Origin of the sequence: Runella sp. SP2 (assembly GCF_003711225.1) — a bacterium.
GTDB lineage: Bacteria > Bacteroidota > Bacteroidia > Cytophagales > Spirosomataceae > Runella.
The window spans coordinates 6,950,126-6,972,981 of record NZ_CP031030.1; the positions used below are offsets into that span (position 1 = coordinate 6,950,126).

Below are 22,856 nucleotides of genomic sequence, written 5' to 3' on the forward strand. Positions count from 1 at the left end.
ATAATGTTCAATTTAAGTGAAAGAGTGTGAATTAGAACCCAACCTGAATACCCAACATGTAAGTAGTAGGTTTAGGGTAGTTGTGCCAAATCATCCCTTGTGAGAAAGCACTGTTACCGTCTCCTTGGTTGGTTGGCGTAACTTCTGGGTCACCAACAATCTTGTCTTTCAATGCCAAGAAGAAGTTTTGGGTAGTAGCATACACTCTTAGACGGCTCAACTTCAATTTGCTTGTTACGTGGCTAGGAACTGTGTAGCCCAACAAGAGGTTTCTACCACGAAGGAACGAACCATCTTTGATCCACCATGAGTCAACGTTAGTTACGTAACCTGCGCGTGTGTCACGGATTTCAGCAATCATCGAGTTTTGGTTTTGTGGAGTCCATGCGCCCAATACCGAAGTATAGCTGTTTGCCAATGCCTGACGGTCTTCACTTGCGTGAAGGTTCATCATCATAACGTCGTTTCCGTACGAGAATTGAAGCTCAAGTGTAAGGTCGAAGTTATTATAACGGAACGTGTTTGTCATTGCACCCCATGATTTAGGGCTACCATTTCCGATGATGCTACGGTCAGCGTCAGTAATGGCTTTGTCACCGTTTACGTCAAGGTACTTGATGTCACCTGGAAGAACTGTCAAACCGTTACGGTAACTAGTGTATTTAGCCGCTTCTTCGCGCTCTGACTCGCTCCATACGCCCAAACGAGTAAGTCCCCAGAACGAACCTACTGGCTCGCCGATACGGATGACGTTGGTTGGGTTAGTAAAGTTAGGACCACCTACGTTGAAAATGTCTGAAGGCGTTGCCAACGAAAGTACTTTATTGCGGTTAAATGAGATGTTGAAAGTTGTATTCCACTGGAATCCACCACGGTCGATGTTTACAGTGTTGATACCAAGTTCCAATCCTTTATTTTGCATCGAACCAACGTTTTTACGGATAGTTGCATAGCCGCTTGTACGTGGTACAGGAGCATCCAAAAGCATGTCAGTTGTCTTACGGTAGTAGTAGTCAGCTTCGATTGATACTTTTCCTTTGAAAAGCGAAATCTCCGCACCTACGTCAGCTTGAGCTGTTTTTTCCCAACGCAAGTCTGGGTTAGCCAAACGAGAAAGACCTGTTCCAGCTACGCGAGCATCGCCGTAAATAGTAGCATAGTTAGAGCTTAAAAGAGACAAAGAAGAGTAAGCTGGGATTTCTGAGTTACCTGTCAAACCGAAGCTAGTACGTAGTTTCAAATTAGAAATCACGGCATTGTTTTTCAAGAAATCTTCTTCAGAAACACGCCATGCCAACGCTCCTGATGGGAAGAAGGCAAACTTATGGTTTTCCCCGAATTTCGACGAACCGTCGGCACGTCCAGTAAGTGTTACCAAGTATTTGTTGGCCAATGAGTAGTTGATACGTCCAAAGTATGAGTTAAACGCAAAACGAGACGCTCCTGAGCCTACGCCTGGGTTGGTAGCACCCGCACCCAAGTTATTAAATTCAAAATAATCGGTTGCGAAGTTGTTGATGCTGGCACTCATAGAGAAGAGGTTCGTTTCTTGCCACGAAATCCCCAAAAGGGCTGTCAACGAGTGCTTGTCACCAAACTGTTTGTTGTACGTCAAGTAGTTTTCCAACGACCAGAAGCTTTCTTTACGGTTGCTGGTAGAGGCGTTACCGTTACCACCGATGTTGAGCGTACGCGTTTGTGACTGGTTGTTTTCTTGTGTTTGCACGTTGATACCAAATACTGTACGCATTTCAAGACCTTTGGCAAGGTTGATGTTTGAGTACATGCTTCCTATCGTAGTTTGGGTATTTAGGATATACTTACGACCCATCAAACGGTGCAACGAACTCATGGTTCCTTCGGCGTATGGATAATCGCGGTTGTTGGCATACGTTCCGTCAGCATATTTAGTAGGCATGAACGGGAAGTCTTCCACAATCTGCCGAGCTACGGCATCACCTTGATCGACAATGTTTTCGCTTTGGTTATTGTAGCTCAATGTACCCCCAACTTTCAACCATTTTTTGATTTGATCGTCGATGGTAAAACGTCCAGAATAACGCTTCATGTACGAAGTTTTGAGAAGTCCTTGGTCGTCGCGATAGCCCAATGAGAATGAGTACTGCGTGCGCTCGTTACCACCGCTGAAACCCAACTGATGGTTTTGTGAAAGGCTATTTTGTGACGTTTCTTTGAACCAATCAGTGTCGTAAAGTGGGTTACCGTTGCTATCAAAGATACGTGGATCTGTGCGGCGGAGTTTAGGGTTTAAGTAAGCCCATCTTCCTGCTGCCCAACCTGCTGGGTCATATTTTGCCATGTTTGCCCATGCCAAATCTTCAACGGCAAGGTATTCTTTGGCGTTGAGTACTTGAGGACGGTTTGGCCCGATGGTGTTTACGCTGAAATCAGCATTGTAGGTAACAGTACCTTCGCCTGCTTTTCCTTTTTTTGTCGTTACCAAGATAACCCCGTTGGCGCCACGTGCCCCGTAAATCGCCGTCGAAGAAGCATCTTTCAATACTTCTACCGACACGATGTCGTTCGGGTTGATATAGTCAATTGCCGAGCTAAACTGGTTTTGGTTTCCTTGTGGAAGCATCACCCCGTCCACTACATAAAGTGGGTTGTTTGACGAGTTGATTGAGCTAAAACCACGAACACGAATCGTAGTACGACCACCTGGGCGACCAGAGTTGGTGTTTACTTGTACCCCTGGCATACGTCCCGAAAGGGCTTGCGTCAACGACGGAGCAGGGCGCTCCATAAGTTGCTCGGCTTTTACCGAACCTACGGCACCTGTTAAGTCAGATTTCTTCAAAGTACCATAACCGATAACGACGATTTCTTCAAGTACTTTGCTGTCCACTTTCATGGTCAGGTTGAGCACATTTTGGTTGCCGACTGCTACCTCTTGTGGCTCATAACCAACAAAAGAGAGAACCAATGTTGCTCTTTCAGGTACATCAAGTTTGAACTGACCGTTTGCGTCAGTTACAGTTCCTTTTTGACTTCCTTTAATGACGATGCTAACCCCTGGAAGAGGACTGTTGGTTTCATCCACAACTTTACCTGTGATGGCCTTGTCCACAGCAGTTGCTTCAACAAGAATGGCGTGATTCCGCGTTGGCATCCCTGCTACAGGAGCTGCATAAGCGAAATGGAGGCAGGAGAGAGACAATAGGAGGGGCGCCGAAGAATTTCGTGCCATCCTAACAACCCGCCGATGTGGTTGTAGTTTTCTTTTCATACAAGTTAGAATTCTTTGCTGGTGTGAGCAGCGTTTAGGGTGGAAAATAGGTTAAAGATATAAACTATCACCTCATACAAGGGGTAAGTCTAGGCAAACTACTCTATTGTTTTATAAAAAAAGTGTTAATTGATATAAGTATAATTTAATAATTTTATTAACTGTATGTCTTTTTATTTTCTTCTTATTTTGCCTATTTTAAAAATTTTATGCTTTGGTGGACGCAGCCATGTTTTGGTATAAATGGTATAAGAATAGAAAGGATAGGTCAAGAAAGTATATTGTTGTAGCTTATTTTGATGGGGTTTTGGATGTATTTTGGCTACAACACCTAGAGTAGAATAAACAAAAATTAACGTCGAGTGTGATATTTTAGATTTAGTTACTCAAAAATATGTCTTTTAGTGAGTAAAAATATATAGCATTTTTTGCAAATAAATATTGCATTTTTTGCAAATTACTAGTGCGGGCTGGCTTACTAATAGTTAAAATCTATAATATTGTACAGAGCGAGAGTAAAACAGATGAAATATACAGTAGAAAAAGGTTTTGAAGAAAGTAAATTTTGCTAAAATTGAAAATGACATTAGATAGTATATGTCTTATAATTCGCATTTGTATAAAACAATGGCCTAGTCAAAAAATAGTGTTATATTGATTTTTAACTAAATACAATCACTGTTATGAGAGTGAGCTTTGTCCTGTTGGGGTTTTTAATAGCATTTATTAGGGGGCATCTCAACGCCCAAGTGTCGATAGTGAAAATTCAATTAGAAACTCCCGAAAAAGATGGAAGGATGGTGAGTATGCCCAATAGCCAGGGTGTTCAGAGGATTGTTATGGTACAGGAAGGACAAACAGCTGTTCGTGCAGTGGATTCGACGGGGTATTTAGTAACGTATCAGTTTCAACAGATGAAGAAGGCGGACTTGAAGTTCATTAGCTTTTTTAAGGATAAAACGACCTTAACAATGCAAAATGTGTTTCTCCACTCTAATGATACACTTGTATGTTTGGAAAGGAAAGGACGGTTGATTTTTGAAAAAGGGTCAGCGGTTGATATCAATCGTTTTTTACAAAAATATTTACTGTTGGAGCGGGATTCGTTGCAGCGTCGGCCGTTGATGCGGAATGTTTCGGAAGAAATATACAGGAATCTCATGCGAGACATTGCCGATCGACAGTGGGCGGAGTATCAGGGGTTTCAAAGTAGGCAAGACGAATCTCAAAATGCGTTTGTTCAAGCAGCTATCGAAAGCCAGTATTATCATCGAGTTGTGTTTTATAATGCGACCAAAGATTGGAGAGATGATATGTTTGATGACTTGCAAAGAATACGACAAGTTGAGAGTAGTCCCAAAAAATACCAAGAAGGTCTCACTCCCCGATTGAAGTTATACATTGTTCCGCATGAAGACGCGTGGATGTCGCCTAACTATCGAAGGGCACTGTTGTCGTTTTTGGGAGAAAAGTACGTGGTAGATGAACTTTCGCATAAGGAGCCCTCAAAGATGATGGATTTTTATAATGATGTAGATAAAGCCCTAGCTAATTTACCCAAGACGCGCGAAGAAACCCTGAATTTGGCATTGGCAGAAAAGGGTTTTTGGGTTGCGGAGTCAGAGAAAGGTGCTTTTATTGAACGTTTTGAGCGAGATTTTCCACAGTCAAAGCATTTGTCCGGTATTAAAATGCGGTATTGGAAGAATACACCAATGGTAGTAGGAACTCAAATCCCCTCGTTACCTGCCTTGAACCAAGATAGCACATCGACGACACTTCAACGTCTTGCGGGCAAGAAGACCCTCTTATTACTTTGGAATACGTGGGAAGATAGTTGCCAAGCGGCACTTACTGCATTTGGGACGTTAGGACAAAAAATAAAAAATGTTCAGTTGGCTACGCTTTGTTCCAAGAATCGTTTTGAAAGTTGGAAAAATGCCCTGCGCAACTATCCATTCAATAAGCCCAGCGAGTTTCATTTTTATGCTGATTATCTCATAGGAGATGTGCTAGAGGCAGTTTTTACGACTAAGCGTCCTCTGTTAATTTTATTGGATGAAAAAGGGCGATATGTAGAGTCGGGAAGTCTATTTGACAGTCAGAAAATAAGCCGATGGCTGAAAGAGTAGCGACTTACCAAGTTTTCAAGCACTTGGTAAGTCGCTACGCAATAAATTATAGCTTTTTCAAAAAGAAAGCCGCAATGGCTTTGTTGACGTTGACTTGATTTTGATGTTTCATAAAGTGGTGGGTATCATCGACAATCACTAGGGTTTCGAGGTAAATGTTTTTGTCTTCTAATCGGCGAACGAGGTCGGTACTTTGGCTAAAGCGTACATTACGGTCGTCGTCGCCGTGAATGATAAGTACGGGCGATTTCCACGTATCCATATAGGCAATGGGGGATGATTTCCAAGCTGTTTCGAGGGCATATTGGGCATCGGGCGCGCGGTCGTATTGGTCGGGAAGCACTAGGTTACGCGTTCGCTCGATGGTGCGGTCGTGTACCCCATGAATGTCAACTCCTACGGCAAAAAGCTGCGAATCTTTGCCAAGAGCCATCGCGGTCAGAAATCCACCATACGAGCCACCATATACCCCAATTCGCTTAGAATCCACTTGGCTTTGTTTAGCGAGCCATTCGCCTGCGGCCTTGATGTCAGTGTATTCCGAAGCACCATAACTGCCTCCGTTTTTGGGGTTATGAAACTCAAATCCGTACCCAATTCCCAAACGGTAATTGACCGAAAGAACCACAAATCCCAAACTTGCCAAGTACTGATTCATGGCGTAGGCATTGGCATAGTAGTCAGAATAATGCCAGCCAAGGAGCATTTGGCGAGGCGGTCCGCCGTGGATATAGACAATCGCTGGTTTTTTGGAAGGACCTCCTGCTTTTTCAAAAAGTTGCGCATGAACAGTAAAGCCATCGGGGGTTTTGTACGTAACTTGTTTGGGCGTAACTAATGCAGAAGCGGGATATTGAGTTGGAAGCTTATCGGCGGCTATGAGCTGAGGAGTGGAATTGGGAGTAAGAGTAAGCACGTGTGGCATAGGTGGCCGTTGTGGAGTAGCGCCAATGAATGCTATCGTTGTGCCATCACCAGTTAAAACAGGTGACCATTCCAATCCTGAGCCTGGAGTAACGACTTGCATATCGGCGCGGTCAACGGATACTTTTACTACGTGGCGGCGGTCGATGTCGAGCGGGTCAGTACCTGCATTGGCCGAAAATAACAGCGTTTTTTTGTCAGAACTCAGTTGAATGTGTTCACACATAAAATTGCCAGGAGTAAGCAAAAGAGGTGTACCGCCCGATTCAGTCAACGAGTACAGGTGCGGCCAGCCGTCGTGGTACGCTAAAAAGACAATTCGGTTAGCAGCCCAGTGTAAATTGGTCGTACCGTGGGTGGTAGGGATGGTGCCGTTTAGGCGCTTGGGCGATGTCCAGATAGGCGTGGTTTTGCCCGTGGTAAAATCAAAGGTAAGAATCGACCACAGATTTGGGCGGCGGGCCAAAATAGAATCTGGTTTCCCGCCGAGACCGTTGGTGCGAACAAAGGCCAATTTCTGTCCGTCGGGCGACCAGCGTGGCGATTGGTCACGTTTGAATTGCGGGTCAATCCACCGAATAGGCGTTTGGGCATCGGTATAGACACCAATAAACTGGTGATCGGTACGATTGGATTGAAAGGCAATGCGGCTACCGTCGGGCGACCAAACGGGCGTACTATTGGTGCCACGGGCGGTAAAAAGAACCGTAGCAGGTGCGGTACCGTCGATGGGTACGGTATAAATTTGCCCCCCTCTACTGTAAGCTACTTTATCACTTTTGGGAGAAATGACGGGGTTTTCGCCTTCGCCCAGCGATTTGGGCTCGCCTCCCGAAAAAGGAATACTCCATACTTGAACTTTGGTAGGCGTGGTATTAAAGCTTGGGTTGACGGGGAGATCGTCGTTCCAGTTAGAACCGTGGTCGCCCCCGCGAACATAAATAACCCATTTCCCGTCGGCCGAAATCGCCACACTGCTCAGTTCTTGCCCATCGTCTTGAAGATAATTGGTGAGGCGACGAGCGGTAAACGTTGGCCCTTCGGCGACGTAAATGTTGCGTTGCCCTTGTTCGTTAAAAGCCCAAGTAATGCGAGAGCCTGTGGCGGAGGCCGTTAATTCACTGGGAAATGGATACGCTTTGAGGGCGTCCATGTCAAGTTGTTGGGCAAAAAGGGCCATCCAGCCACCCAAAATGAGGTGAATAAAGAGGGTGTAGAAAAATTTCATACGATTAGGTTTGTGATGTTTTCAAATGTACAAAATAAAGTAGTAGCATCGGAGGTAAATTCGACCCTTTGGGAGGTAGTATGCGTAGCGGCTTTGCTGTATTTTAAAAATTAACCCGTATTTTTCGGACTTATATGTCACCAAACTGATGAAAACGTTTCAAGTCATTTCTCCTGTCGATGGCTCGGTTTATTTAGAACGCGAGTACGTTACAGCTTCCCACATCGAAACAGTATTAACTACTGCCAAAGCTGCCCAAAAAGCATGGAAAGCCGTTCCTCTGTCGGAACGTATTGCCATTTGTGAACGAGCAGTTGCTTATTTTATCGAACACGCCGACGCCATCGGTACTGAGCTAACGTGGCAGATGGGGCGTCCTATTGCTTATACGCCCAACGAAATCCGTCGAGGTTTTCAGGAGCGTGCGCGATATATGATGCAATCCGCTATCGGAGCCTTGTCTGATGTTCCAGTGTCCGAAAAAGAAGGTTTTCAGCGTTTTATCCGCCGCGAAGCCCTGGGGACAGTCTTTGTCGTGGCTCCTTGGAACTACCCCTATTTGACTTCGGTCAATGTGGTTATTCCTGCTTTGTTGTCTGGAAATACCGTCATCCTAAAACATGCTCAGCAAACACCTCTTTGCGCCGAGCGCTACGCCGAAGCGTTCAAAGCGGCGGGTTTGCCAGAAGGCGTGTTCCAATATATTCATACAACCCACGACTACGTAGCACGAATCATCGCCGATTCTCGCGTTGATTTTGTCGCATTTACGGGTTCGGTATCGGGTGGGCACGCTGTGCAGCGAGCAGCGGCGGAGCGTTTTATTGCAACAGGCTTAGAGCTTGGCGGGAAAGATCCAGCCTACGTTCGAGCGGATGCTAACTTAGCGTTTGCGGTTGAGAATCTTGTGGACGGTGCTTTGTTCAATTCGGGGCAGTCATGCTGCGGAATTGAGCGTATTTATGTCCACGAAAAAGTCTATGACGAGTTTGTACACGGTGCGGTGGACTTAGTCAACAAATACATTTTAGGTAATCCGTTTGACGCAGGCACTCACCTTGGCCCAATGGTGCGTACGTCGGCGGCGGAGTTTGTGCGTGAGCAAATCCGCGAAGCGGTAAGCCAAGGTGCAGATGCACTGATTGACCCTTCACTGTTCCCAAGCAATCAGGTAGGGACTCCTTATTTAGCACCTCAGTTGCTGGTCAACGTCAACCACTCGATGCGTATTATGACGGAAGAAACGTTTGGGCCTGCCGTCGGAATTATGAAAGTAAGCAGCGATGAAGAGGCGATTGCGTTGATGAATGACAGTGACTACGGGCTTACGGCGTCGGTGTGGACGGGAGATGCGGATGCGGCACTTTTCATTGGCAATCAGATAGAAACAGGTACGTGGTTTATGAATCGTTGCGATTATCTCGACCCAGAATTGGCATGGACAGGGGTGAAGGATTCGGGGCGTGGTTGTACTTTGTCGGCCTTAGGTTACGAAGCCCTTACACGACCAAAGTCGTTCCATTTGCGCGTGGGAGGGTTTTAAGTGGTAGGTAGGTGAGCAGCAGCATATCACGAAAGTATAGCATCTTTAGCCCTGATTTTGAGTATATTGATATGAAAAGTCAGGGCTGAAGCCTCGTTGGTATTTCTTATTTTAGCGACCCCAGTCTAAAGACATGGGGTTAAAAGAGGGTTAGTGATAAAATGTCAAAAACAACTTCTATGAACCACGTTTTGAGAACAGAAAGAGATTATGACGTTGCTCTTCGTCGAATTGATCAAATTTTTGATGCAGCTCCAGGTACGCCAGAAGGTGACGAAGCTGAGTTACTTGTAGTTTTAATAAAAGATTATGAAAATAAATATCATCCTGTTCTACCTCCTGATCCAATTGAAGCAATAAAATTGACATTGGAAGAAAGAGGAATGAAAGCAAAAGATTTGGTAGGACTCATTGGTTCTAAAGGATATGTATCGCAAATACTAAACCGAAAAAAACCACTAACGGCTGAAATAATGCGGATATTGAATCGACAATTAGGAATTCCTGCTGACATTTTACTTTCGTAGCCACAACAAGTCTTTATGAAACGGCTTTTGTTACTTTTCTGGATAATTGTCTTGGCTGAAGTGGGGCAGGCCCAACAGCGCACTACCGTGTTTTTTGAAGGTTTAGGAACTGGGTTACTTACTTCGGTTGGGGTTGACCAGTTGGTAAAAATCACCCCTTCTTACAAAATAGCCCTCAATGGAGCGCTTGGATTTTTTCCTCTCAATGGACGAAAAATGTACTCTGTTCCTGTTTCGGGGAGTTTATTGTTAGGAAGAGAATCTCATTTCTTTGAGCTAGGAATTGGAATGGCATATGCGCAATTTAGACAGCATTGGAAAAACCCAATGATATTGTTGAATGATGCAGGCATGTATCCTACATCAGAGAAGTATCATGTAAATAAAATCGTAGAACGAGAACAGTATCTCTTCGTTACCACCCGTGTGGGGTATCGTTTTCAAAAGCCAGAAGGTGGATGGTTCTTTAAGGTTGGCTTTACTCCATTAAGTTCTATTTTTTGGGAAGATAAAAGTATTTACAAGGGAGACAACCCATACCCTTCGATAACACATCGTAAAAGCTGGGGGAAAATCGACCGCACTTTCTTGTTGTGGGGTGGAGTGGGGGTAGGTTATACATTGAAATAAGTGATATAAAAAGTGAAAAACACCATAAAAATCGGCCTTTTAGAGTGCGACCACGTTCGCGATGAATTTCGACACATTGCGGGAGACTATCGAAATATGTTTCCTGCTTTGTTTCTACCCCTTGCTCCCGAATGGGAGTTTACCTTTTATGACGTCTCTAACGGGCATTTTCCTGCATCGGTCGATGAGTGCGATGCGTACTTGAGCACAGGTTCTAAGTTTTCGGTTTATGACGATGAGCCATGGATTCATACCCTAAAAGCATTTGTAGCAGATTTGTACGCGCACCAAAAAATCTACGTAGGCGTTTGTTTTGGACACCAGCTTTTGGCGGAAGCCCTTGGAGGTAAGGTGCAAAAATCGTCGGTGGGTTGGTGCGTAGGCGTGCATCAGTTTACGGTTTCGGGGGTACAGTTTGCGGTTGACGGGTTACCTTTGGAGGGAAGTTATCCACAATGGATGCAGCCTTTTCAACAAAACGTCAATTTATTGATGATGTGCCAAGACCAAGTGCAGGTTTTGCCTCCCGACGCGCAGGTACTTGCTACTGCTGCCGATTGCCCCGTGGCGATGTTTCAAGTAGGCCAACGGATGCTCGGAGTGCAAGCACATCCCGAATTTACGGTTCCTTACGAAGAAGCATTGATGCGGTCGCGGGTGGAGCGAATTGGCGAAACCAAGACCCAACAAGGTTTAGAAAGCTTATCTCAGCCCTTAGATAGTGCCTTGGTGGCGCGTTGGATTGTTGAGTTTGTGGCGTCAAGGTTGTAAAAAAAGCGCGAAAGCGCGTTATTTGCCGCTTCAATTGGTCATAACACCCCACTACATGGTTTTTGCGCAATTTCAAGTCAGCGAGCTGGCAGAGTTTCTCAAGTACGGTATTTCAGGATTGAGCGCGATTGCGTTTATTTTATCGTTTTTTTTGCTCAATCGTGAAAGTAGCCGTCCCAAGCCGCGCCCCGAAATGCTACGTTCGATTCGGATGTTTATGGGACTGACGTTGGTGCTGGGACTGGTGTCGGGCGTTGCGGCCATTATGAATCCCGAAAGTTCGTCCAAACCAGAAAAAACAAAAACGACGACAACACCGACGAAAAAAGCCTCATTGATTAGTAAAATAACTAGCCCACGAAAGGAGTGGGTCGTTGAGATTTTTTATGATGCAGGAGCGAAACCATTGGCCGATCAACTGGCTGAGGAGTTGGCCGCTTATAAAGACTATGGGGTGAAAACAACGCAGTTGTCGTCATCACGAAAAAAAGAATTAAAAATAAACCGTAGTCAAATTCGTTACGAACTCGTTGAAAAAGAGACGGCTACGCAGTTGCAAAAACGTTTGGCTAAAATACTTCCCCAAGACGTAAGCCTCAGTCTAAAACAGATTACTTCATCATCGCCCGATTATTTGAGCATCTTTGTATGCGATTAATGCGCAGAGAACGTTAAAAAGACCAACCGTTTGACTTTGTAGAAAAAACAGGTTGTTTGATTCGTAAAACTTTTAATTTTTATACACCCATGATGAAAAAAACGCTCCTTACTGCGTCGCTCGTCGCTTGTGCTGCTGCTGCTTTTGCACAAGGTTATCCAAGTACTCCTCCTGCGGTTTCGCCTATGCCGATGAAACCCGAAATGACCGAAATTTGGGAGCCTGAAGTTGCTACTGTTACTCCAGGCGCAAAAGCAGGAGATGCACCTTCGGATGCTATCATCCTTTTTAATGGTAAAGACCTCTCTCAGTGGGTATCTGCCAAAGATGGCGGACCTGCTCCTTGGAAAATTGTCAATGGCGATTATCTCGAAGTAGTGCCTAAAAGTGGTGACATCAAAACTAAAATGAAATTTGGTGATTGCCAGTTACACCTTGAGTTTAGCGCTCCTGATAAAGTAGAAGGAGTTGGCCAAGGCCGTGGAAACAGCGGGGTTTTCTTCCAAGACCGTTATGAGTTGCAAATTTTGGATTCATACCAAAACCGTACGTACCGCAACGGACAAGCAGGAAGTATTTACAAAGACCACGCGCCGCTCGTAAATCCAATGCGTAGCCCGTCGGATTGGAACGTATATGATGTGGTATATACAGCACCGCGTTTCAAGCCTGATGGCCGTTTGGATGCACCTGCTCGTATCACTGTATTTTTGAATGGTGTGTTAGTACAAAATAATACCACCATCAACGGTTTGACGCTTTACATTGGCCTTCACCACTACCCAGAGGCGCATGGTGAAGATGTGATTCACCTCCAAGATCACAATAACGCGACTCAGTTCCGTAATATCTGGATTCGCAGACTGTAATCGTTACAAAAAAATACCTATGCAGCCCCGAAAAACGCATTTTTCGGGGCTGTCTTGTTTCATAACCTATCAATTTTAACCAATTATCATAATGAAGAAAATTCAGGGTATTGTCCTGTTGTTGTGTGCACTAACTAGCCAAGCCCAACAAGCGGAACTTTGGCTTACAAAAGCAGATAAATCGGTTCTTTTTCAAAAACAACCCGAGAAGTTGTCGTTTGGTACAACGACTAACACGCTTCCCAGTATTTACGTTGATGACACCAAGACGTTTCAAAAAATGGACGGCTTTGGATATACGCTTACGGGTGGTAGTGCGCAGTTGTTGGCAGCAATGAAGCCTACTGAACGTGCAAAATTGTTGAGAGAAATTTTTGCCACAGATCAAAACAACATTGGCGTAAGCTATTTACGCATTAGTATTGGAGCATCCGATTTGAGTGACCATGTGTTTACGTACAACGATTTACCCGCGGACCAAACCGACCTCACACTGGCAAAGTTTACGTTGGCAGAAGAAAAAAAAGAACTGATTCCTGTGTTGAAAGAGATACTTGCAATAGCACCCTCGCTCAAAATTCTTGGTTCGCCTTGGACGCCACCCGCTTGGATGAAGACCAATGCCGCCTCGAAAGGAGGGAGTTTGAAGCCTGAATTTTATGATGTATATGCCCGCTATTTGGTAAAATATATCCAAGAAATGCAAAAAGAAGGGATTCGAATAGACGCCATGACGGTGCAAAATGAACCCCTCCACCCAGGCAACAATCCAAGCCTATTGATGCCGCAGGATGAGCAAGCTGCTTTTATCAAAAAAAGTTTGGGGCCAGTCTTTAAAAAAGCTAAAATCAACACAAAAATCTTGATTTACGACCACAACGCCGATCGCCCTGATTACCCCATTAGTATTTTAAATGATTCAGAAGCACGCCAGTACATTGATGGTTCAGCGTTTCATTTGTACGGGGGAAACATTGAAAATTTACGTGATGTGCACGAAGCTCACCCCGATAAAAACCTGTATTTTACAGAACAATGGATAGGCGCACCTGCTAATTTTGGAGGTGATTTGATGTGGCATGTTAAAAACTTGGTCATTGGCGCTTCTCGCAACTGGTGTAAAACAGTGTTAGAGTGGAATTTAGCGGCTGACCCACAGCAAAAACCCTATACCGAAGGTGGTTGTACTGCTTGTTTGGGCGCCCTTACTATTGGTGAAACAATTGTTCGTAATCCTGCTTACTATATCATTGCGCACGCATCAAAATTTGTTCGGCCCAATTCTGTGCGTATAGCATCAAACGTCACAATGGGGTTATCAAATGTCGCATTCATGACACCAAATGGAAAGACGGTGCTGATTGTTATCAATGAAAACGACAAACAAATAACGTTTAATGTGCGTTATAAAAACAAGCAAATAATGCCTACAATTGAAGGTAAATCTGTAATTACATTTGTTTGGTAATCAATTATATATCAATAGATAAATAATCATTAAGTTTTTTATTTATTGATATATTTTGTATGATATTTTTATTTTAATTTGTCGTGTATTTGCTCGGAATTTCACCAAAATGTTGTTTAAATATTCGAGAAAAGTATGATAAATTTTTGTACCCAAGTTTGTGGGCAATTTCAGATATACTTAGCTTATTATCTAGTAATAATTGACGAGAAAGTTCCATTTTATAGTTTAAGAAATATTGATACACACTTTCACCATATATTTTTTTAAACATATTTTTAAATTTTGTGGATGACATAGCTGCTTCATTTGCCAGTATTTGAATGGTAGGAGGCTGTTTTATGTCATGTAAAAGTAGCTTCTCAGCCTTTGCAATAGCTTCAATGTCTCCTTGTTTGAAATGATACTTAATGGTACTAACCTTATTCTGATTTAACTGCTCAAAAATAATTCTAAGTGTGGCATATATATTTTCTTGAAAAGCCATTATGTCTATCAATGATTCCATGCAATTGGAATTGATATCCTCAAACAATTGCCTCAATCGGGTACTGACTGATTCATAGATTAGGTAGGATGTTTCAGAATTTGCCAGCTGCTTGAGATATGAACCTGATGGTGAATTTGCTGTAAGGGTTTTGAGGATTTTGGTAGGGATAAAAACGCTTAACTCTTTGATAATGTTTTGTTTGTGGGTTTGAATGCTGTAGCTTTTGTCATCGGTATTTAAGGAGGTAATAATCCAATCACCTTTTTTACGATGATTGCTTTTGCCACTACGAACCTCTACAAAATCATTTTTTGAAGAGAAATAGCGTAAAATAAGATACTGATTTGTTGGAATTGAAATATACCTAATTTGAGTGTTTATTGTAAAATGATAGTTTGTTTTATAAATAAAAAGCTCTTGATCTTCCTTACTCATGTTAAATAAAGGTAGCTGTAGTGTCGTAAATTCTACAGTTACTTTTTTATTTGTATCCTCAACTAAGTACAAAAAATGCGACCCTTTGTCAATTATTTGAGGTGCTTGGGATTTGAAAAGTAATTTGTGAAAGTCTTCAGTAAATGGTCCGTTTGGAACGTTTAAAGTTGTGAATTTCATTTGTGTGAAATGTTGTAGTTGAAAAGGGTTTAAATTTGTGGAATATAATTTTTGTAAATAATATTAAAGGTATATTGTTTTACATGTAATGTTTAATATTCCTGCAAATTGTTTGTAATTATAAGTAAATATTTGGTATTTATTAATGAGGCATAAAATTTGAAAGATTGAAAAGTATGAACTTTATTTTAATTCAGTGCCATAATGGGACAACTTATTAGTCTAATTAGACACATTTTAAGAGATTTTTTATGTTTTGGTATCGGTTTTGTTATGGAATAAAAACAACAAAACACTATCCTCTACAATGAAATCTTTTACGATACCATTTATTTGCAAAACGGTAGGGTTTATGCTCTTCTTTGGGTTTTGGGTGAACATTGCCCACAGCCAAGTGACACTTTCGCTTGATTATAAAGCCAAAGCTGGCACCCCAGACACTGTCTTATCGGGTCAATTCTGGACCATGCAGCTCGATTACTCTATTTCAAGTACCACAGCTCCTAACGTTTCGGGGGTAAAAATAGAAGTGGCTGTCCCCGACTTTATCAATAGCATGGAGGGATTGTCAGGAACTACACAAGCACCCCTTGCCAATTTTTCTTTCAATAATACGCCTGGAGCCAAAAAACTCACCATTACTTTTGTAAATCCAGTCCCTACCGGTTCTACAGGGGTGTTGGAATTCAGGATGCGTAGCACCAATGGTGCCACGCCCAACAACACCACCATCGAATCATGTGCTACCTTGACCGATGCCGCCGCCAACACCTCTGGCACTAAGTGCCATGAAATGGTAATCAAGGCCGTGGCTAATTTGTGTGGTTCTAAAACCCTGAAAGGTGGAGGAGCCGTTGGTGTGCCTACGACTTATCGTATTGGTCTGACCTATGGTACCTCCAATATATTTGAAGTGTTTCTGGGTAGCTTAAACGTCTCCAATATTTTGGTGAGCGATACCCTACCCACGGGAGCTACCTATGTGAGTGCCAAGGTAGTTGATGGATTTGGTTCTACAGTGCCGAGCACCATCACCCAAACTGGGAATGTCGTAACGACTACCTTTCCAGATTACGTGATTAATAACATCAATAACTCTGCAAACATTAAATTTTTAGAGATTACTGTCAAATTCGACTCGCCTACCTTTAATGTAGGAGATATAGTGACCAATAAGGCATCGATTACCTTCACGCCGCTGGGAGGTAATCCCGTCACACTCATTAATGGTTCAACTAATTCAGTTTGTACGAGCGATTTGATAGAGACCACCACTTTAGTGGCGGCTGTTACTAATGCTACTTTATTCAAATCAAGAGTTGGCGCTAGTACTGTAAACTCAGGTGCAGATGTGGCTTATGATTTTGGTTTTGCCAATACGGGTAACGTACCCTTGGAGAATGTGGAGATTATAGATACCATCCCCGCACACCTGACTTACAGTGCGATGAGAATGGATGCCTATGGCTCTGCCATTACTGCCCTACAATATCAGACAAACCTGAATTCGACCTGGACTAACTGGGTGGTGACGAATGCACAGAACACTCCGCCGCCACCCTTAGCTGCGGGAGAGAGATTAACGGCTATCAAGTTTATTTTGGCCAATCCTTTTGAGGCTAATGCGACTATCACTGGGACTAATCTAATGGTATTTACGACCGACATCGTAACGACCCCGACTATAGTTACTAACTGTATAGATTGGACTAGTACTACGGCCAACTTGCCTGCTAATCGACGCGCTTGTGCAGCTTCCTATACTATTAATCCCCCTTCTCCTACTGCCAAAGCAAATTATAGCTCAAGTCACTCTCCAGGCTGCGCTACCTATTCTTTAAATCAAGAAATTACATTTACTGGTTCTCTCACTGCCGAAGTAGGCTATGCCAATTTAGAAAATCCAGTGGTGGCCTTTTATACCTTGGATGGCGCAAAGTACGTCCCCAATTCTGAAGTATTTAATGCGAGTACTTCCGGAATCACCACCCCTCCCACATTGACAGTTATGCCTGGTCATGCCACGTTCAGTGGGCAATCTTACACCCTGTATCGCTGGACTTTTCCAACGGGTACTGTTTTACCAACCCAAAAATCCTTTTTAGTTTCCGTAAAAGTGAAGCTGACCAACGCTTTGCCTGGCGGCAGTGGTGTTAATGTTTGGTTTGTGGCTGATGGCTCCAACGTGAGCGACTACGCACCTTTTAATAGTGGTGTTGTTAGTTTTACTGATAAAAAAGATTGGAACTTGGACAATGATACTACCCAAGTTTTCAATGTGGCACCTACGTCGTTTTCATCTTGTCCCCTTGTTGTAACTTCGGTAGCCGAAATGGAATCCATCAAATGGGTAAAAGGTTTGTGCGATACCACCTATTCACGTTTCCCTGCTTTTGGTCAGACGGTGCCAGGAGGTAATGCCGATTATCGTTTGATTGTTAAAAACAAGGGAAATGTTGTCATGAAGGATATTAAAATTGTTGATATACTTCCCTTTATTGGAGATAGAGGAGTGATAGATCCCCAAACCCGTAATTCGGCTTGGCGTCCCAATCTGGCTGATCCCATTGTGGCGCCATCAGGTATTACTGTGTATTATACTACTGTAGGAAATCCCTGCCGAGATGAAGTAAAACAACCCTCAGCTCCTTCGCCTTTCCCTACGGGTTGTGTGCCACCTAATTGGACGACAACACCCCCGTCAGACATTACCAAAGTGCAGGCTGTCAAGATTGATTTTGGAACAAAACAATTAGCGGGCGGAGACTCACTGGTGTTTAATTGGCCAATGCGCGCTCCAGTAAATTCACCAACCAACGACGAAATTGCTTGGAATTCTTTTGGTTTTGTCGCTACTCGTACGGACAATAATCAGGCACTTTTGGCAGCAGAACCACCCAAGGTTGGTATTAAAGTAAAACCAGGGTCACCCGCTTTTTATGGAGACAGAGTCTGGTTTGATACCAACAAAAACGGTATTCAAGATGCTGGAGAAGGAGGAGTGGACGGGATTAAAGTGAAGTTGTTTTCTCCCAAAGTAGCAGGAAGTCAAACCCCCGCTACCGACTCTTTAATTAATTTTACGATTACAGGAAACGGAGGTTTATACAAATTCTCAAACCTCCCTCCTGGTGATTATTATGCTGTATTTTGTTTACCAACTGGCTACAGTATTTCACCAAAAAATGCTGCTGGAAGTACTTTGGACAATGACTCAGATGGAACTCAGACAACTTACGATGGGGGATTAGCTACAATTGTCGCTACCACTAATCTAGTAGCGGATGAGGAGGATTATTCGTGGGATCAAGGTATTTTCTGTGATTTTACCCCTGCGGTTACGGGAGTGCAATCCGTATCTTTGAATAGTTCAGTAACATTGACTGCTAGTGGAGGTACGACATACCTGTGGTCGGGGCCAAATGGCTTTAGTGCTACCACGGCAGCCATTACAATCAATCCAGTAACACCAGCAGATACGGGGACTTATGTTGTAAATATTGAAGTGGGAGCTTGTCGGGCGAGTTTGACAACAGGTATTAAAATAGCTGTTTGTACTAAACCTTTAGCACTAGCAACGCCGAAAGTACAAACGATTTGCGTTGGCGGTGCAGCAACGGCTTTCACAGTAACCCCAAGTACAGACGTGGAATACAAGTGGTATGGCCCATTGGCAGACACGACAAGCAGCTTGGGTACGGCAGTGAGTGGCGCGACGAGTGCAACCTTCATACCGAGTGGCGCAGCGTTAACCACGGCAGGTACGAAATATTATGCGGTAGTGGTAAATACGACAGGTGATGTGAATTGTGCGGATACGGCCTATGTTCAATTAATTGTGAATGCCAAGCCAGTAATTGCTGATGGAAGTGCCACAATATGCGCGGGTGAGTCAGTTGATTTGACTTCTAAGATTACAAATTACAGTACTTATTTGAGCCCCGTGTGGACAATAGGAACAGCAAATGGCACGGCCGTAGCAACGCCAACTTCAGTAAAACCAACGGGAACAACGACGTATGTGTTGGTAGCTCAAAACGCAGCTGGTTGCAAAGATACAGCGAATGTGGTAGTGACGGTGAATGCCAAACCAAATGCAGGCAAAGACACGACCTTGGCTTGTGTGAATGCGACAAATAATACTTTGGCAACAAGTTATACTTTAGTGCCAAGCCCAACGGAGGGGACGTGGTCACAATTGGGCACGACTCCAGCGACGGCGACAATTTCTGGGAATAATGTAACAGGAATGACGGTCACGGGCACATATCAGTTTATTTACACAACGGCGGTAGGTTGCAAAGACACGGTAGCAGTAACAGTAGCACCGTGCGCAGGTTGTGTGAAACCAAATGCAGGTGCTGATGCAGCGAATGTATGCCAACCAACGAGTACGGCGAAGCTGACGGCAGTGACGACAGGAGGCACGTGGGCACCGATTGGTAGTCCCGCCAATCCAAGCGCAGCGACGATAGACGCCAATGGCAATATCAGCGGTTTGAATGCAGCGGGCACGTATAAGTTTGTCTATTCGGTAACGAGTGGTGGTCAAACGTGTACGGACACGGCGCAAGTGATTGTCCTTGCCAAGCCAGTGATAGCCGACGGCAGTGCGACGATTTGCGCAGGTGAATCAGTGGATTTGACCTCAAAAATCACGAATTACGATACCTACTTGAGCCCCGTGTGGACAGTAGGTACAGCGAATGGCACGGTAGTGGCAACGCCAAGTTCAGTAAAACCAATAGGCACAACGACGTATGTGCTGGTCGCTCAAAACGCAGCAGGTTGCAAAGACACGGCGAATGTGGTAGTGACGGTGAATGTCAAACTAAATGCAGGCAAAGATACGACCTTGGCTTGTGTGAATGCAGCGACAAATACTTTGGCAACAAGTTATACCTTAGTACCAAACCCCGCAGGAGGAAGTTGGACACAATTAGGGACAACACCAACGACGGCGACTATTTCTGGCAACAACGTAACGGGTATGAGTGTGGCAGGAACTTACCAGTTTATTTACACAACAACGGCAGGTTGCAAAGACACGGTAGCAGTAACAGTAGCACCGTGCGCAGGTTGTGTGAAACCAAATGCAGGTGCTGATGCAGCGAATGTATGCCAACCAACGAGTACGGCGAAGCTGACGGCAGTGACGACAGGAGGCACGTGGGCACCGATTGGTAGTCCCGCCAATCCAAGCGCAGCAACGATAGACGCCAATGGCAATATCAGCGGTTTGAATGCAGCGGGCACGTATAAGTTTGTCTATTCGGTAACGAGCGGTGGTCAAACGTGTACGGACACGGCGCAAGTGACTGTACTTGCCAAGCCAGTAATTGCCGACGGTTCTGCGACGATTTGCGCAGGCGAGTCAGTGGATTTGACGTCTAAGATTACCAATTACAATACGTATTTGAGTCCAGTGTGGACAATAGGAACAGCAAATGGCACGGCCGTAGCAACGCCAAATTCAGTAAAACCAACTGGCACAACGACTTACGTATTGGTGGCACAAAATGCAGCAGGTTGCAAAGACACGGCGAATGTGGTAGTAACGGTGAATGTCAAACCAAGCGCGGGTAAAGACACGACCTTGGCGTGTGTGAATGCGGCGACAAATACTTTGGCAACAAGTTATACTTTAGTGCCAAGCCCCGCAGGAGGAAGCTGGTCACAGTTGGGGACAACACCAACGACGGCGGCGATTTCTGGTAACAACGTGACGGGTATGAGTGTGGCAGGAACTTACCAGTTTATTTACACGACGACCGCAGGTTGCAAAGACACGGTAGCAGTAACAGTAGCACCTTGTGCAGGTTGTGTGAAACCAAATGCAGGCCCAGATGCAGCGAATGTATGTCAACCGACAAGTACGGCGAAATTGACGGCAGTGACGGCAGGTGGCACATGGGCACCGATTGGTAGTCCCGCCAATCCAAGCGCAGCGACGATAGACGCCAATGGCAATATCAGCGGTTTGAATGCCGCAGGCACGTATAAGTTTGTCTATTCGGTGATGAGCGGTGGTCAAACGTGTACAGACACAGCGCAAGTGGTGGTTTTGGCCAAGCCAGTAATTGCCGACGGCAGTACCACGATTTGCGCAGGTGAGTTGGTAGATTTGACGTCGAAGATTACGAATTACGATACTTATTTAAGTCCAGTGTGGACAGTGGGCACGGCAAATGGCCCGGTAGTAGCCGCACCAAAAACGGTAAAACCAACGGGCACGACGACGTATGTGTTGGTCGCTCAAAACGCAGCAGGTTGCAAAGACACGGCGAATGTGGTAGTGACGGTGAATGCCAAACCAAGCGCAGGTAAAGACACGACCTTGGTTTGTTCAAACGGCAATGTGCCATCAAGTGTACAACTATCAGCGACGCCGACGGGAGGCACATGGTCCGCTTTGACGGGCAATCCAACGGGCGCGACGGTGAGTAGTTCAGGTTTGGTAAGCATCACCAACGCCACCGCCCAAGGCAAGTCGTTTAATTTTGTTTATTCGGTAAATGGCTGCCAAGATACGGTGAAAGTAATTGTACCTACTTGCCCTGCTCCATGTGTAGAGTCAACAATTAGTTCAGCGGCCCCTGTATGTTCAAATGATGCGCAAACCTACAGTTTTACCTTTACGATCAACAATCAGTTAGGCATTGTAAAAGTGAATAAAGGCACGTTGACTGGGACTAACCCGTACACAGTATCGGGTATTCCATCGGGTCAAAGTGTAATTATTACCGACAGTTTGAGCGCAATTTGTAAGGCTGATACAACGATAGCGGGTGTTAATTGTAACTGTAATCCAGCCTTGCCCCAGTTGCTGACGCCAAGTTTGACGGCTTGCATCGGGGATACTTTCCCAACGTTGAAAGCGACGGTAGTGGGACTAGCCACAGTAGAATGGTTTAGTCAACAAACGGGCGGAACGGCGTTGTTCACAGGTTTAAATTACAAACCAAGTGGAACGGTATCTGCGAATACAGTCTTTTACGCCCAAGCGCGCAGTACTGACCCGACCTGTCCAACGGCCATAAGCACGAGCCGTGTACCAGCGACAATCAACGCCCAAACTTGCATTGACACAATTGATTTAGCGTTGAAGAAGTCAATTAATACAAAAATCGCGCGGGTTGGTGATGTGCTGACTTACACCATCAAAGTATGGAACGAATGGACTAAGAACGCGACGGGTGTAGAAGTGACGGACAGCATCGCGACGACGGTTCAATTTGTGAGCGGCAGCTTTGTAGCGAGTCGTGGTAGTGCGACCATCAGCGGCAACGTGATTAAGTGGAACATTGGCAATATCGCAGCGGCAGGCGATACGGTAACGTTACGCTACCAAGTGCGAGCGACGCAGGCGGGAATTCATTTGAACACGGCTGAAATCAGTAAGACCAACGAGAAAGACAGAGACAGCACGCCAGGTAACGGAAAAGGTGGTGAAGATGACATTGACCAAGAATGCTTTACGGTACCTTTTGAGTTGTGCGCTGGCCAGAAGCTGGAAGTGAGTGTTCCTGCCAATTTGACGAATGTACAATGGTTCAAGAACGGAGGTACAACGGCAGTAGCGACGGGAAATGCAGTGTTGTTCTCGGAAGTGGGAGTCTATACTTTCACAGCAACGAACCAGGCGTGTCCAGCGAACGGCTGTTGCCCAGTCATCATCGAAGCGGGTACAAACTGTTGCCCTGTTGACTTGTGTATTCCTTTTACGGTGAAGAAAGTGAAGAAGTAAATTG

The 22,856-nt window shown here is 44.7% G+C and carries 12 protein-coding genes; 9 read left to right on the plus strand and 3 right to left on the minus strand.

The window, feature by feature from the left end; genetic code table 11:
* Positions 1–31: 31 nt before the first annotated feature.
* Complete coding sequence (locus tag DTQ70_RS27985; RefSeq protein ID WP_229600167.1) at positions 32–3,133, minus strand: TonB-dependent receptor; 3,102 nt, start codon at positions 3,131–3,133, stop codon at positions 32–34.
* An 875-nt stretch (positions 3,134–4,008) separates the two neighbouring features.
* On the opposite strand from DTQ70_RS27985, the gene DTQ70_RS27990 reads away from it, so the two are divergent.
* Positions 4,009–5,382 carry a redoxin domain-containing protein gene (locus DTQ70_RS27990; protein ID WP_164490247.1) on the plus strand — a complete coding sequence of 458 codons (1,374 nt, stop codon included), beginning with the start codon at positions 4,009–4,011 and terminating at the stop codon, positions 5,380–5,382.
* 46 nt (positions 5,383–5,428) lie between these two features.
* On the opposite strand, the gene DTQ70_RS27995 is transcribed toward DTQ70_RS27990, so the two are convergent.
* The gene (locus DTQ70_RS27995) at positions 5,429–7,534 is read right to left on the minus strand and encodes a prolyl oligopeptidase family serine peptidase (RefSeq protein ID WP_122933875.1); all 2,106 of its coding nucleotides are present in this window, start codon (positions 7,532–7,534) and stop codon (positions 5,429–5,431) included.
* 148 nt (positions 7,535–7,682) lie between these two features.
* Between DTQ70_RS27995 and DTQ70_RS28000 the strand changes: the two genes are divergently transcribed.
* The 7 genes from DTQ70_RS28000 (at position 7,683) to DTQ70_RS28030 (ending at position 14,000) form a co-directional block, all read left to right on the plus strand.
* The gene (locus DTQ70_RS28000; RefSeq protein ID WP_122933876.1) at positions 7,683–9,077 is read left to right on the plus strand and encodes an aldehyde dehydrogenase family protein; all 1,395 of its coding nucleotides are present in this window, start codon (positions 7,683–7,685) and stop codon (positions 9,075–9,077) included.
* Between the two features lie 179 nt (positions 9,078–9,256).
* The gene (locus DTQ70_RS28005; RefSeq protein ID WP_122933877.1) at positions 9,257–9,604 is read left to right on the plus strand and encodes a type II toxin-antitoxin system HigA family antitoxin; all 348 of its coding nucleotides are present in this window, start codon (positions 9,257–9,259) and stop codon (positions 9,602–9,604) included.
* 15 nt (positions 9,605–9,619) lie between these two features.
* Positions 9,620–10,234 carry a hypothetical protein gene (locus tag DTQ70_RS28010; RefSeq protein WP_122933878.1) on the plus strand — a complete coding sequence of 205 codons (615 nt, stop codon included), beginning with the start codon at positions 9,620–9,622 and terminating at the stop codon, positions 10,232–10,234.
* 12 nt (positions 10,235–10,246) lie between these two features.
* Entirely contained in the window at positions 10,247–11,005 is a 759-nt protein-coding gene (locus DTQ70_RS28015) for a glutamine amidotransferase-related protein (protein ID WP_229600027.1), read from the plus strand.
* A 55-nt stretch (positions 11,006–11,060) separates the two neighbouring features.
* On the plus strand, positions 11,061–11,663 hold the full coding sequence (locus tag DTQ70_RS28020) for a hypothetical protein (RefSeq protein ID WP_164490248.1): 603 nt from the start codon (positions 11,061–11,063) through the stop codon (positions 11,661–11,663).
* A 92-nt stretch (positions 11,664–11,755) separates the two neighbouring features.
* The gene (locus DTQ70_RS28025) at positions 11,756–12,532 is read left to right on the plus strand and encodes a DUF1080 domain-containing protein (protein WP_122933881.1); all 777 of its coding nucleotides are present in this window, start codon (positions 11,756–11,758) and stop codon (positions 12,530–12,532) included.
* A 91-nt stretch (positions 12,533–12,623) separates the two neighbouring features.
* Complete coding sequence (locus tag DTQ70_RS28030; protein ID WP_122933882.1) at positions 12,624–14,000, plus strand: glycoside hydrolase family 30 beta sandwich domain-containing protein; 1,377 nt, start codon at positions 12,624–12,626, stop codon at positions 13,998–14,000.
* A gap of 73 nt (positions 14,001–14,073) precedes the next feature.
* Here the strand turns inward: DTQ70_RS28030 and DTQ70_RS28035 are convergent, their stop codons facing one another.
* The gene (locus tag DTQ70_RS28035) at positions 14,074–15,105 is read right to left on the minus strand and encodes an AraC family transcriptional regulator (protein ID WP_122933883.1); all 1,032 of its coding nucleotides are present in this window, start codon (positions 15,103–15,105) and stop codon (positions 14,074–14,076) included.
* Positions 15,106–15,412: 307 nt separating this feature from the next.
* On the opposite strand from DTQ70_RS28035, the gene DTQ70_RS28040 reads away from it, so the two are divergent.
* Entirely contained in the window at positions 15,413–22,852 is a 7,440-nt protein-coding gene (locus DTQ70_RS28040; RefSeq protein ID WP_122933884.1) for an SdrD B-like domain-containing protein, read from the plus strand.
* The last annotated feature ends 4 nt before the right edge of the window (positions 22,853–22,856 follow it).